The sequence below is a fragment of the Bradyrhizobium sp. USDA 4538 genome, assembly GCF_024171045.1.
Taxonomy (GTDB): Bacteria; Pseudomonadota; Alphaproteobacteria; order Rhizobiales; family Xanthobacteraceae; genus Bradyrhizobium; species Bradyrhizobium australafricanum.
Window position 1 is genome coordinate 5,030,409 of the sequence record NZ_JALJZE010000001.1, and the last position, 12,265, is coordinate 5,042,673.

Genomic DNA, 12,265 nt, shown 5'->3' on the forward strand with positions numbered 1-12,265 from the left:
TGACCGCCTGAGTTATTAAGAGCGTTCTGCCTTGATGATTTCGGTCATGGTCACGCCGAGCTTGTCTTCCACCAGCACCACTTCGCCACGCGCCACCAGGCGGTTGTTGACGTAGATGTCGATCGCCTCGCCGACGCGGCGGTCGAGTTCGAGCACGGTGCCCGGTCCGAGTTTCAAGAGGTCGCCGACGTCCATCTTGGAGCGGCCGAGCACCGCCGAGACCTGCACCGGCACGTCGAACACGGCCTCCAGATCGGCCGCGATGCGCGCGGCATGTTCGTCCTCGTTGTAGCCGATGTCGTCGATGGTGGGCGCGTCGGCGGAATTGAGATCGGGAAGCGGGACTTGGGTGTCGGTGTCGGTCATGGTTCAGCCCTCAATCGCCTTCAGCCGGCCTCGCCGCGGGACGCCAGATAGCGCCCGACGAGTTCGTTGATCTTGCCTTCGATCGCGGCGCGTTCCAGCACGACGCCGCCATCGGCCCATTCGATCCGGCAGTCGCCGGTCGCAATCGTCGGCTCGGCCAGGATCACCAGCCGGCCCTGAAAGCCGGAATGCGCCGCCATCCGCTCGATATTGTCATGCGCCGCCTCGTAGAGCGCGTCGTTGATGCGGACCACGAGATGCGGCGTCGCCACCAGATGCGAGAAGCAGTCGGAGACCAGCGCGGTGATCTCGCCGAGCGGCTCGCGCGCGATCAGCTCGGAACAAAGCTTGCGGGCGACCGCCACCGCGACGTCCACCGCCTCGGTCTCCATCCGCGTCTCGATGCCGGCGAAGCGCGCCGCGATGCCCTTGATCGCGGTGCCGATCTCCTCCAACGCCTGCGCGGCCCGGCGGTCGCTCTCGACCTTGGCCTCGCGCAGCGCGGCCTCGTAGCCGGCGCGATAGGCCCGCGCCTCGGCGTCGGCGACCTTCTGCGCGACCTCGGCCGGCGTCGGCGCGCGTTCGCGTGCGCGGTCCGGCGCCGAGAAATCCGTGTCGAACAGGAATTTTGCGGGCGCGGCCATCAATACACCAGCTCGTCGTCGGCGCGGTTCTTGGTCAGCGTGATCTCGCCGCGGGCGGCGAGATCCTTGGCGAGGTTGACCAGAAGGGCCTGGGCCTCGTCGACGTCGCGCAGCCGCACCGGGCCCATCGCGGCCATGTCGTCCATCAGCATCTTGCCGGCGCGCGAGGACATGTTGCCGAGGAAGAAGCTGCGCACCTCCTCGTTGGCGCTCTTCAGCGCGACGCCGAGCTTGTCCTTGTCGATGTTGCGCATCAGCGTCTGGGCCGAGGCGGTATCGAGCTTGATCAAATCGTCGAAGGTGAACATCAGCGCCTTGATGCGCTCGGCGGATTCGCGGTTTTCCTCTTCCAGCGAGGTGATGAAGCGGGTCTCGGTCTGGCGGTCGAAATTGTTGAAGATCTCGGCCATCACCTCATGGGCGTCGCGGCGGCGGGTCTGCGACAGGTTCGACATGAACTCGGTGCGCAGCGTCTGCTCGACGCGCTCGATGACTTCCTTCTGCACGGCTTCCATCCGCAGCATGCGGCCGACCACGTCGAGGGCGATGTCCTCGGGCAGGATCGCGAGCACGCGCGCGGCGTGCTCCGGCTTCAGCTTCGACAGCACCACGGCGATGGTCTGCGGGTATTCGTTCTTGAGGTAGTTGGCGAGCACCTCTTCCTGCACGTTGGAGAGCTTCTCCCACATGTTGCGGCCGGCCGGGCCGCGGATCTCGTCCATGATGCCGGAGACGCGCTCGGCCGGCAGGTATTGCTGCAGCAGCCGTTCGGTGGCGTCGAAATTGCCCATCAGCGCGCCGGAGGCCGACATCCGCGAGACGAATTCCAGCATCAAGTCCTCGACCACGTCGGCCTCGACGGTGCCGAGGGTCGACATGTGGACCGACAGCTCGCGGACTTCCTCGTCGTCGAGCATCGACCAGATCTTGCCGCCATACTGCTCGCCGAGTGCGAGCATCAGGATTGCCGCGCGCTTGGGGCCGGGTAACGGCTTGCCCTTGGGCCGGGCGCTTTGCCGGTTCGCCAGCGTCGAGAGGACGGTGGCGATGTCGTTGGCGTTGGTGGTCTGGGGTACGGCGGCCATGTCAGTTCTCTACCGGCTCGCTCAGCCATTGACGGACGATGGAGACGGTTTCGTTCGGATTGCGTTCGGCGAGCTCGCCGACCCGGTGCACGGCCTGGGCGTGGACCTGGCCCTGGATCTGGGCGACGTCGATCAATTGCGCCGCGCCGCTGCCGCTCGGGATCAGCGCCTGACCTGGCGTTGCGGCGCTCTCGGCATGCGCTTCCGCCAACGCGGGCATGCCCGCGCCGGCCAGCGCCGGAATGACGTCGGCCGCCACGATGCGCTTGACCAGCGGGCGGACCACCATGAACAGCACGACGAGGCCGAGCATCATCATGACGCCGAGCTCGATGACGTACATCACGTCATCCTTGGTGAACTGCAGCATGCCGAGCACGCCGGTCGGCTCGGCGATCGGCTGCGCGGCGGGCGGCTCGGCGAAGCGCAGGTTGACGACCTCGACCTGGTCGCCGCGCTTCTGGTCGAAGCCGATCGCGGAGCGGACCAAAGCGGCGATGCGGTCGAGCTGCTCCTTGGTGCGGTCCTGATAGACCAGCTCGCCTTTTTCGTTCTTGGAGTAGCTGCCGTCGACCAGCACCGCGACCGAGATGCGATTGACGCGGCCGGCCTCGGTCACCTCGGTCTTGGTGGTGCGCGAAATCTCGTAATTGTTGGTCTCTTCGCTCTTCTTGCTCTGGTCGCGGGCGCGGGCGGCGTTGTCCTGGTTCTGGCCGCCCGGCAGCTCGTTGGCGACGGTGACCTGGCCGGAATTGTCGGCGGTGAGGCTACTTTCCTCGCGGGTCTGGGTCGAGCGCAGCACCCGTCCTTCGGGGTCGAACTTGTCCGAGGTCTGGGTGATCTTGTTGTAGTCGAAGTCGGCGGAGAGCTGGACGCGGGCGCGGCCGGCGCCGACCACCGAGGAGACGATGTCCTCGACCTGCTTGCGCATCCGCTTCTCGAAGGCGGCGCGGCGCTCGTCGCCGACCGCGGCGTCGGCATCGGACTGGGCGCCGTCGGCGAGCAGTTGCCCGGCCTCGTCGACGATCGAGACCCGCTGCGGCTTCAGCCCGTTGACGGCGGAGGCGACGACGTGGCGGATAGCCCGGATCTGCTGCGGCTCCAGCGCGCCACGCACCCTGAGCACGATCGAAGCGGAGGGCTCCGGCGTCTCGCGCGAGAACAGCGGCTTCTCCGGCAGTACCAGATGGACGCGCGCGGCCTGGACGCGGTCGATGGCGCGGATGGTGCGGGCGAGCTCGCCCTCCAGCGCCCGCAGATGATTGATGTTCTGGACGAAGCTCGTGGTGCCCAGGGCATCCGACTTGTCGAAGATCTCGTAGCCGACGCCGCCGCCCTTGGGCATGCCGCCCTCGGCGAGCTTCATCCTGAGCCGCGTCACCTTGTCCTTCGGCACCATGATTGCGGCGCCGTCATTGCGCAGCTCGAACGGGATCGCCTGGCGTTCCAGCTCCTTGATGATTCCAGAGGAATCCTCGGTCGACAGGTCGGTGAAGAGGGTGGTCATCTGTGGCGTCGTGACGCGCATGATGACGAAGGCGAAGAAGCCGATCAGGGCCGCGGTGACCGCAACCATGGCCGCGAGGCGGGCCGCACCAAGACCTCTCAGGAAAGCAACCAGACTTTGCACCAACGGCCCCCAGGATTCGGCCCGCGCGGGTCCGACTGGGCAAATATTGCCTAGGGTATGGTTTCCATATGGTTAACGAAGGTTAAGGACCGCGGCAAAATCGCGGACATGAAAAAAACCGGCTTCGCAAGGCGAGGCCGGTTTTCGTCAAATGCCACAGGATCGGCGCCGAATTACTGCCGATATTGCTGGATGCGGGTGGTGCGCAGCCCGGCCAGACCGTGCTGGTCGATCGAGAACTGCCAGGAAAGGAATTCATCGACGGTCAATGTGTAGCGGCTGCAGGCCTCCTCGAGAGAGAGCAGGCCGCCGCGGACCGCAGCGACGACTTCGGCCTTGCGGCGGATGACCCACCGTTTGGTACCGGGGGCCGGCAAATCCGCAATCGTTAACGGGCTGCCGTCAGGCCCGATGACGTATTTCACCCTCGGGCGATGGGGTTCTGTCATGGCGTACTCACAAACTCTCAACCACTGAACTCGCAAGGGGTAAGCTACGCCTCCCGGTTTAAAATTTGCCTAAGCCCAAGCGTTCAATACGAATCTCGTTGGAACGGCCGGGAACATTCGGGTCTGCCCGCCGTCGGGCAGACCGGCGCGCGGCGCAATTCGCGGTTCGGCGCGCTCAAATCGTGGGGCGCAGGGGACCGCGCGCCAGCGTCAGCAAGGCATCGGCGAGCGCCTCTGAGGCCTTGTCCGGCCGTCTTTTCTCGTAGATGGCGAATTCTAGATCGGGAAGCGGCGGCAGGCCGTCGCCAATTCCGAGAACGCGCAGGCCCGTGGTGACCGCGCTGAGCGGCAGCGGGGTGACGGCAAGTCCCGCGACGGCGGCGGCACGGACGCCGGTCAGGCTCGGGCTGGTATAGACGATCTCCCAGCCGAGCTCGCCGTCGCGCAGCGCGGAGAGTGCGGCGTCGCGCGACACCGATCGTTCGCGGTACAGCGCCAGCGGCAGCGGCGCGCCGGGAACGAGATCGAACGTTTCCGCCGCGGTCCACACCAGCGGTTCGCGCCACACCAGACGGCCTTTCGACGTTCCGAGCGGCCGCTTGGCGAACACCAGATCGAGCCGGCCCGCATTGAGCTGCTCGATCAGTTCGGCGCTGACACCGATCTGCACCTCGAGCTTGACCCCGCGATGCAGCGCGGCGAAGCGGCCCAGCGCCGACGGCAATGAGCCGCCGGCGACTTCCTCGACCACGCCGAGACGGATCGAGCCGGACAGCCGCGGCGCCACCAGCCGCTGCCGCGCCGCTTCCTCGAGCTGCAGCAAACGCCGCGCATCGCCGAGCAGCATCTCGCCTTCGTCGGTCAGCGCGACGCTGCGCGTCGTGCGCCGGAACAGCGGCCGCCGGGTCTCGAGCTCGAGCCGCTTGATCTGCTGGCTGATGGTCGACTGGGTCAGATGCAATTGCTCGGCGGCGCGGTGGAAGCCGCCGCAATCGGCGACCGCGACGAAGGCCCGCAAAAGTTCGAGGTCGAGCATCGATTAATCCATATCTGTAATCAATCATATTATAGAATATCGTTTCTATTATCAATTCCGCCCGCCTACCTTCGCTTCAGATGATCAAGCAAGGAGAGGCCATCATGTCGGAGACGACACCACGAACCGATCGCACGGCGCGCCTCGTGCGCGCGCGAACTGTCTGCGGCACAAACGGAAAGGTCTGCCCGCCCGACCGCGCGATCGAGCTGCTGGAGGCGGTTATCGCATCCGGCGACCGGGTGGCACTCGAGGGCGACAACCAGAAACAGGCCGACTTCCTGGCCGCGTGCCTCGCCGGGGTGGACCCGGCGCGGGTGCATGATCTGCACATGGTGCAGTCGGTGCTGGCGCTTCCCGATCATCTCGCGGTGTTCGAGCGCGGCATCGCCAACCGCCTGGACTTCGCCTTTGCCGGCCCGCAGAGCCGCCGCCTTGCCGAGCTCGTCGCCGCCAAGGCGCTGCGGATCGGCGCGATCCATACCTATCTCGAGCTTTACGCGCGGATGCTGGTGGATCTGACGCCGCAGGTTGCGCTCATCGTGGCCGACAAGGCCGATCGCGACGGCAATCTGTACACCGGTCCGAACACCGAGGACACGCCGACCATCGCCGAGGCCGCGGCGTTCCGCGGCGGCGTCGTCGTGGCGCAGGTCAACGAAATCGTCGATCGCCTGCCGCGCGTCGATATCCCCGGCGACTGGGTCGATGTCGTGGTGCCCGGTCCGAAGCCGTATGCGATCGATCCGCTGTTCACGCGCGATCCCGCCAAGATCAGGGACGAGAACGTCCTGATGGCGATGATGGCGATTGCGGCGGTGTACGAACCTTATCAGGTGACACGGCTCAATCACGGCATCGGCTATGCCACCGCAGCGATCGAGCTGATCCTGCCGACCTTTGCCGCCAGGCGCGGGCTGAAGGGCAAGGTCGCGCGGAATTTCGTGCTCAACCCGCATCCGACGCTGATCCCCGCGATCGAAGCCGGCTTCGTCGACAACGTCTATTGCTTCGGCTCGGAGCTCGGCATGGAGCGCTATGTCGCCAGCCGTCCCGACGTGTTTCCGGTCGGCGCCGACGGCAATCTGCGCTCCAACCGCGCGCTGGCGCAGGTCGCCGGACAATATGCCTGCGATCTGTTCGTCGGCGGCACCTTGCAGATCGATCCCGAGGGCAACAGCTCGACCGCCACCAAGGACCGCATCACCGGCTTCGGCGGCGCGCCGAACATGGGTGCCGATCCGCGCGGCCGACGCCACGACAGCGTTGCCTGGCTGCGTGCCGGCGAGGAAGCAGGCGAGCGCCTGCGCGGCCGCAAGCTCGTGGTGCAGATGGTCCAGACCTGGCAGCCGAACGGCGCGCCGAGCTTCGTCGAGCGCCTCGACGCGTTCGACCTCGCGGCCTCGGCCGGCTTCGCGCTGCCGCCCGTCATGATCCATGGCGACGATGTCACCCACGTGATCACCGAACGCGGCGTCTGCAACCTGTTGCGTTGCCGCTCGCCGCAGGAGCGCGAGGCGGCCCTGCGCGCGGTCGCCGGCGACACCGAGTTCGGCCGGCGGCAGGACGCCGGGACGACCGACGGTCTGCGCCGCCGCGGCATCGTGATGCTGCCGTCCGATCTCGGCCTCGACGTCGAGACGGCGACGCGCGACTGGCTCGCCGCGAAATCCATCGACGATCTCGTCGCCGCATCGGGCAACCTCTACACGCCGCCCGCCAAATTCCGCCGCTAGAAGGAGGCTCCCATGACCCACGCCGAGCACATCCCAGGCAGTCCACCGGCCTCACTCGACAAAGCGAGGCAGCTCGCCGCGGCATTGTTGTCCGAGCGCGGCGAAGCGTCGGGCGCCCTGATCGCGCGCCAATTGCAGCAGACCATGCGCGCGCTCGATGCCACCGGCCGGCACGGCTTTCAACGCTATCTGGCGAGCGCGTTCCAGCCCGACGCGACGGCGCTGCAGGATGCGGCGAAGCGCTATCTTGCCGACGGCACCGCGGCGGCCGCGGCCGCCTTGGCCGACGCCGCCGATCCGCCGCGCCAGGAGGTGCTGCGGCGGATGAATATGGCGCCCGGCGGCACGGCGAGCCTGATCGCGATGCGCAGCGAGATCGCCGGCCGTCTCGGCCCCGAACCGGAGCTGAAGCTGCTCGATGCCGATCTCAAGCATCTGTTCGTCTCATGGTTCAATCGCGGCTTCCTCGAGCTTCGCCGCATCGACTGGCAGTCGCCGGCCGCCGTGCTCGAGAAGCTGATCGCCTATGAGGCGGTGCACGAGATCAAGGGCTGGGACGATCTGCGCCGCCGCCTTGCGCCCGACCGCCGCTGCTTTGCCTTCTTCCACCCCGCGCTGCCCGGCGAGCCGCTGATCTTCGTCGAGGTCGCGCTGGTGCAGGGATTGGCCACCGCCGTGCGACCGCTGCTGGTGCAGGATGCGGATCAAGACAGCGCCGGCCTCAGGGCCGCGCATGCCGACACCGCGATCTTCTATTCGATCTCCAACTGCCAGGACGGACTGCGCGGCGTGTCGTTCGGCAACTTCCTGATCAAGCAGGTGGTCGAGGAGCTGCAAACGGAATTCCCGCAGCTGAAACGCTTCTCCACGCTGTCACCGATCCCGGGCTTTCGGCGCTGGCTCAGCCAGCAGCCGCAATCCGGCGGCAACGAGGTCGCGATGCTGCGCGAGCTGGACCGCGAAGGCTGGTGGCACGACGCGGCGACCAGCGAGACCTGGCGTCCGGTCCTGATGAGGCTATGCGCGCAATATCTCACGCGCTCGCCGGCGTCAGGAAATCGCATCGATCCGGTGGCGCGCTTCCATCTCGGCAACGGTGCCCGATTGGAGCGGATCAATTGGCTCGGCAACACGGCCGATCGCGCGATGGCGGAATCCTTCGGCATCATGGTCAACTATCTTTACGATCACGACAGCATCGAGCGTAACCATGAGGCCTTTGCGCGCGTAGGAGAGATTGTCCGTTCACCGCAGGTGGACGCGCTTCTCTGATTTTCAACTCAGCATACAACAACGGAGCAGTAACATGATGATGAACAGACGCGCCTTCTCGACCGCCTTGCTCGCTGGAGCCGCGGCTTCACTGGTGTCCACGCGCGGCATGGCCGCCACCACGCCGCCGGTCAAGGCGCGCAACGTCGTGCTGGTGCACGGCCTGTTCGCCGACGGCTCCTGCTGGTCCGAGGTCATTCCGCGCCTGCAGGCCGCCGGGCTCAACGTGACGTCGGTGCAAAATCCGTTGACCACGCTGCCTGAAGCGGTTGCCTCCGCGCAGCGGGTGCTCGATCGCCAGGATGGTCCGACCGTGCTGGTCGGCCATTCCTTCTCCGGCATGATCGTCACCGAGGCCGGCGTGCATCCGAATGTCTCGGCGCTGGTCTATGTCGCGGCGCGCGCACCCGATGCGGACGAGGATTACACCGCGCTGGCAAAGACCTATCCGACGCCGCCCGCGAGCGCGGGCATCGTGTTCGACGGCGACGAGGGCCGGCTCAGCGAACAAGCGTTCCTGCGCGATTTCGCCGGCGACCTGCCGGAGGCGAAGGCGAAGGTGCTCTATGCCGTGCAGCAGCCGTTCCACAAGCAACTGCTGACCGGCAAGACCAGCCATGCGGCCTGGCGCAGCAGGCCGAGCTACTACGCCGTCTCGACCGAAGATCGCACCATCAATCCGGATCTCGAGCGCTTCATGGCCAAGCGGATGGGCGCCACCACGATCGAGGTGAAGGCCAGCCATCTCGCGCTGATCTCGCAGCCGGACGCGATCGCGCGGCTGATCCTCGACGCCGCGCGGCAGTCGAGCTGAGCGTCGGCGTTGACCGTGCGTGGGAGAGCATCCGCTTCTCCCGCGCACGATGACGCGCTCTAGAGGATATGCGCGCCATGACCGTCGAAGATGCCGCGATCGCCGGCGCGCGGCACAAGGTCATGTCCGGCGGCATCGACATCCGGCGGCCGGGCGCGCTTGGTGCCGAGCGTGTTCAGCAGCGTCGCGACCGCGGCCATCACAAGGACACCGGCAAGACTGAGTCCGATCTGCATCGAGAGCCGGTTCGAGATGTCAAACAGGTCGCATTGGCTGGCGAGCGCCAGCAGGACGCCGAGACAATAGATCGGCAGCGAGTTCTCGCCACAACGCCTCGCGCTGCGCAGCATCGGCGTCGACAGTCCCTGCCAGCCCGCTGGAACGAGCCATGACACCACGATGGCAAGTGCCAGAAAATGCAGCAGCCGCAACGGGCTCAAATTCGACTTGTCCATCGGAAACAGCAGATCCGTCAGCGCCTGCGGCAGCAGCGGCGGCTTGATGCCGTGGCCCAGCGCAACGACGAGGCCGAACGCGAGATAGAGCGCGGACAGAACCAGCGCAGGGCGCGACGTCACCCATCCCTGGATCGTCCTTCCCTCGATGACGTACCATGCGCCCAGCACGACCGGAAGCTGCCAGGCCAGTGGGTTGAAGAACCAGACGCCGTCGGGCCAGGCGGGAATGCTCCAGCCGAAGACATGCACCAGCGCATAAAGCGACAGCGAAAGACCAAGCGCCAGGTTCGGCGCTCGCAGCAGCAGCCACAGCAGCGGTGCGAACAACACGTGACAGATCACAAAGACCGGCAGCACGTCGGTATTGACAGGGTGGAATTGCAGCACCGCGGCGTGCGCAAGCGCTGCGCCCGGACGTTCGAACAGAACCCGCGTATTGCTGTCGTCGGCGAGACGGTCGCTGCCCGCGAGGTAGACGACGATCGCGCAGGCGAGCGTCAGCAGCAGAAAGGCGGCATAGATATCCCATCCTCGCCGCAGCGAACGGCCGATCATGCCGCGCCAACCGTCGCGCTGACGCGCCCTGCCGTAGGCCAGTGCGCAGGTGACGCCCGAGATGAACATGAAGATTTCGGCGGCATCGCAGAAGCCGTAGTTGCGCAGGGTCAGCCAGCTTCCGACGTTGTCTGGAATGTGATCGAGAAAGATCCACCACAACGCGATCCCGCGACAGACATCGATGCGCGGGTCGCGGCCGGTCGATCTGAACTCCGGCGGAGTCTCGCCGAGCAATCGCTTCGAGCTGCGGGTTCGATCGTGCATCTATCGATCTGTCTGGCGGGCGCGCAGCCTCATCGGACCCAGGTCCATGAGACGCCCGGGTGCTCCGAGGCGTGCGCGTGCCGGACTAGCCTCCGGCCAACCTGTATGATTGTGCGCTCCAGCTACTACCCGAGGGTTGGCGGCGCTTCCGCCGGCCAGCCGCAATCACGGGGACCGGGTGGATCGCTATCCTCTGACGGCGCCGCCTGCGCGACGTCGCCGATGGCCGGCAACAAATGCTGCTTTCGCATTTCGGCGAGGCGGGCGCGACAGTATTCACGATAAAGCATGTCGAATATGATGGACATGATCGAACGCCTTCTTGATCACTAGGTTGACTTTCCCACGTGACAGATTTCGACCATTTCAACCGGCGGCGATAACCGACAGTGCCGCAGGCAGTCCGACGCAACCAAAATCGATATCAGTCGTTCTACTGAATGACCTGCGCGTGGCGTCTTAGCCAGGAAACCGCGTACAGGGGCACGACACTGATTTGCGCTTGCACGCTGCCCGGAATGTTTGAAACGGATCCGATGGCAGCAATTATAAATAGAGCGATCGCGACTGCTTCTTCTTAAAAGGGAAATTTGCCGCGATTTTCATGATGTCATTATATACGTAATATTCTAATCACCAAGTGAACCAGTTCACATCAGCATCAATCACAGGCGAGCAAGACTAGCAGACCGGTAGCGTGGCTTCTTGGACTCATGCGCACGGATCGAGCGAAGGCCGGTGCGTGAATCGCAAAATGCAGATACTGACTGTGGAGTGCCGCAGCATTTCATTCTGGTGTTTTGTGAAGGCTGGAGGTCCCCATGCCGATGGACGCAGCCAATTTCGCATCGTATCGATTTTCGACGTGCGAGCTTCCGGAACGCATTCGTATCCCGCTCTGGCGCGAGCACTTTGGCCGATGCATCGTGCACGCCGATATCGAGCCTCTCTCGAACGTTTCATTCCAGGCCGATGCGTCGCTGCGAGCGGTTCAGGGTCTACGCATGCTGGCGCTGAAGGGCACGTCGATGCGGTTCAAGCGTTTGCAGGCGAACCTTGCCGATGGCGATGACTCCATCGGGGTCATCTTCTGCTCTCCGGGCAGAGGTCAGCTATCGCAGCGCGGCCGAGACGCCGATTTTCGCGCCGGCGATGCAATCGCAATTCTGCATTCCGAGCCTGCCAGCGTCACCTATATCGACGGGTTGCAATTCGGCCTGGCCGTGCCGCGCGAGGCACTTGCGCAGCGCGTGAGCGACGTCGAAGGCCTGGTCATGCGGCCAATTTGGCACCGGACAGAAGCATTCCGACTCTTTATCTCATACCTGAAATCGGTGCTTAAGACGAAAGCGCTGAGCGCGCCGAAGCTTCGCGATACGGTCGTGACCCATATCCACGATCTCATCGCGCTCGCGATCGGCGAGTGTGCTGCGCTGGGCGAGAGCAGCGCGAGCGCCGTCGTCGCTGCGCGGCACCGTGCCGTGCTCGACTACATCGCCGCACACTTTGAGGAGCCCGGGCTCAACGTTCAAACGGTTGCGCGTGGCCAGGGCATCTCGTCGCGCTATCTGCAGCGCCTGATGGCGTCATCAGGACCGTCATTCACCGAGCGCTTGAATGAATTGCGGCTCCAGCGGGCGCTCAAATTGCTCACCGAGCCAGATGCCGGCCGTCGGCGAATTTCCGATATCGCGCTCGAGGTCGGTTTCTCGGATGTTTCGCATTTCAACCGTCTGTTCCGAGCCCGCTTCGGCGATTCGCCACGCGGTGTGCGGCTCGCACGAAAGGGCTCTCACTGAGCCGCCGCCCCTGATCGGCATGTGCGCGAGATGCTGCATGGGGGCGCTCCGGAGCGAAGGGCGAGGTGGGTTGAGGCCGGCTGCAAGTCTGGTTGGGGCAAAACCCGACGTTGGGGCGGGCCCGAGCCTCGAACGCCTCTCGCGGCTGTGCGCG

At 65.4% G+C, this 12,265-nt stretch carries 11 protein-coding genes; 4 read left to right on the forward strand and 7 right to left on the reverse strand.

Annotation, left to right across the window (positions count from 1 at the left end):
• Positions 1 to 15: 15 nt before the first annotated feature.
• From fliN to J2R78_RS22820, 6 genes are all read right to left on the reverse strand, one after another.
• On the reverse strand, positions 16 to 366 hold the full coding sequence (gene fliN / locus J2R78_RS22795) for a flagellar motor switch protein FliN (protein WP_028333458.1): 351 nt from the start codon (positions 364 to 366) through the stop codon (positions 16 to 18).
• 20 nt (positions 367 to 386) lie between these two features.
• Positions 387 to 1,010: a FliH/SctL family protein gene (locus J2R78_RS22800; protein ID WP_253606921.1), complete on the reverse strand. Its 624-nt coding sequence runs from the start codon at positions 1,008 to 1,010 to the stop codon at positions 387 to 389.
• On the reverse strand, positions 1,010 to 2,095 hold the full coding sequence (gene fliG / locus J2R78_RS22805; protein ID WP_018273552.1) for a flagellar motor switch protein FliG: 1,086 nt from the start codon (positions 2,093 to 2,095) through the stop codon (positions 1,010 to 1,012). The genes J2R78_RS22800 and fliG overlap by 1 nt, the downstream gene beginning before the upstream one ends.
• Position 2,096: 1 nt before the next feature.
• Positions 2,097 to 3,725: a flagellar basal-body MS-ring/collar protein FliF gene (gene fliF / locus J2R78_RS22810; RefSeq protein ID WP_253606922.1), complete on the reverse strand. Its 1,629-nt coding sequence runs from the start codon at positions 3,723 to 3,725 to the stop codon at positions 2,097 to 2,099.
• A gap of 173 nt (positions 3,726 to 3,898) precedes the next feature.
• Entirely contained in the window at positions 3,899 to 4,174 is a 276-nt protein-coding gene (locus J2R78_RS22815; RefSeq protein ID WP_002714638.1) for a DUF1153 domain-containing protein, read from the reverse strand.
• A gap of 175 nt (positions 4,175 to 4,349) precedes the next feature.
• Entirely contained in the window at positions 4,350 to 5,210 is an 861-nt protein-coding gene (locus J2R78_RS22820; protein WP_253606923.1) for a LysR substrate-binding domain-containing protein, read from the reverse strand.
• Between the two features lie 80 nt (positions 5,211 to 5,290).
• Between J2R78_RS22820 and mdcA the strand changes: the two genes are divergently transcribed.
• The 3 genes from mdcA to J2R78_RS22835 are packed head-to-tail and all read left to right on the forward strand — an operon-like array spanning position 5,291 to position 9,032.
• On the forward strand, positions 5,291 to 6,946 hold the full coding sequence (mdcA, locus tag J2R78_RS22825; protein WP_253606924.1) for a malonate decarboxylase subunit alpha: 1,656 nt from the start codon (positions 5,291 to 5,293) through the stop codon (positions 6,944 to 6,946).
• 12 nt (positions 6,947 to 6,958) lie between these two features.
• Complete coding sequence (locus J2R78_RS22830; RefSeq protein ID WP_253606925.1) at positions 6,959 to 8,218, forward strand: malonyl-CoA decarboxylase; 1,260 nt, start codon at positions 6,959 to 6,961, stop codon at positions 8,216 to 8,218.
• A 34-nt stretch (positions 8,219 to 8,252) separates the two neighbouring features.
• Positions 8,253 to 9,032: an alpha/beta fold hydrolase gene (locus J2R78_RS22835; protein ID WP_253606926.1), complete on the forward strand. Its 780-nt coding sequence runs from the start codon at positions 8,253 to 8,255 to the stop codon at positions 9,030 to 9,032.
• A gap of 59 nt (positions 9,033 to 9,091) precedes the next feature.
• Here J2R78_RS22835 and J2R78_RS22840 read toward each other — a convergent pair whose 3' ends face one another.
• Entirely contained in the window at positions 9,092 to 10,312 is a 1,221-nt protein-coding gene (locus J2R78_RS22840; protein WP_253606927.1) for an OpgC domain-containing protein, read from the reverse strand.
• Positions 10,313 to 11,133: 821 nt separating this feature from the next.
• Between J2R78_RS22840 and J2R78_RS22845 the strand changes: the two genes are divergently transcribed.
• The gene (locus J2R78_RS22845; RefSeq protein WP_253606928.1) at positions 11,134 to 12,111 is read left to right on the forward strand and encodes an AraC family transcriptional regulator; all 978 of its coding nucleotides are present in this window, start codon (positions 11,134 to 11,136) and stop codon (positions 12,109 to 12,111) included.
• Positions 12,112 to 12,265 lie beyond the last annotated feature (154 nt).

Excerpts from the sequence above, each read along its gene's own strand:
- J2R78_RS22830 (WP_253606925.1), top strand. The coding sequence starts at position 6,959 with ATGACCCACGCCGAGCACATCCCAGGCAGTCCACCGGCCTCACTCGAC.
- fliG (WP_018273552.1), bottom strand. The coding sequence starts at position 2,095 with ATGGCCGCCGTACCCCAGACCACCAACGCCAACGACATCGCCACCGTC.
- J2R78_RS22840 (WP_253606927.1), bottom strand. The coding sequence starts at position 10,312 with ATGCACGATCGAACCCGCAGCTCGAAGCGATTGCTCGGCGAGACTCCG.
- mdcA (WP_253606924.1), top strand. The coding sequence starts at position 5,291 with ATGATCAAGCAAGGAGAGGCCATCATGTCGGAGACGACACCACGAACC.
- J2R78_RS22845 (WP_253606928.1), top strand. The coding sequence starts at position 11,134 with ATGCCGATGGACGCAGCCAATTTCGCATCGTATCGATTTTCGACGTGC.
- J2R78_RS22800 (WP_253606921.1), bottom strand. The coding sequence starts at position 1,010 with ATGGCCGCGCCCGCAAAATTCCTGTTCGACACGGATTTCTCGGCGCCG.
- fliN (WP_028333458.1), bottom strand. The coding sequence starts at position 366 with ATGACCGACACCGACACCCAAGTCCCGCTTCCCGATCTCAATTCCGCC.
- J2R78_RS22835 (WP_253606926.1), top strand. The coding sequence starts at position 8,253 with ATGATGATGAACAGACGCGCCTTCTCGACCGCCTTGCTCGCTGGAGCC.
- J2R78_RS22815 (WP_002714638.1), bottom strand. The coding sequence starts at position 4,174 with ATGACAGAACCCCATCGCCCGAGGGTGAAATACGTCATCGGGCCTGAC.
- J2R78_RS22820 (WP_253606923.1), bottom strand. The coding sequence starts at position 5,210 with ATGCTCGACCTCGAACTTTTGCGGGCCTTCGTCGCGGTCGCCGATTGC.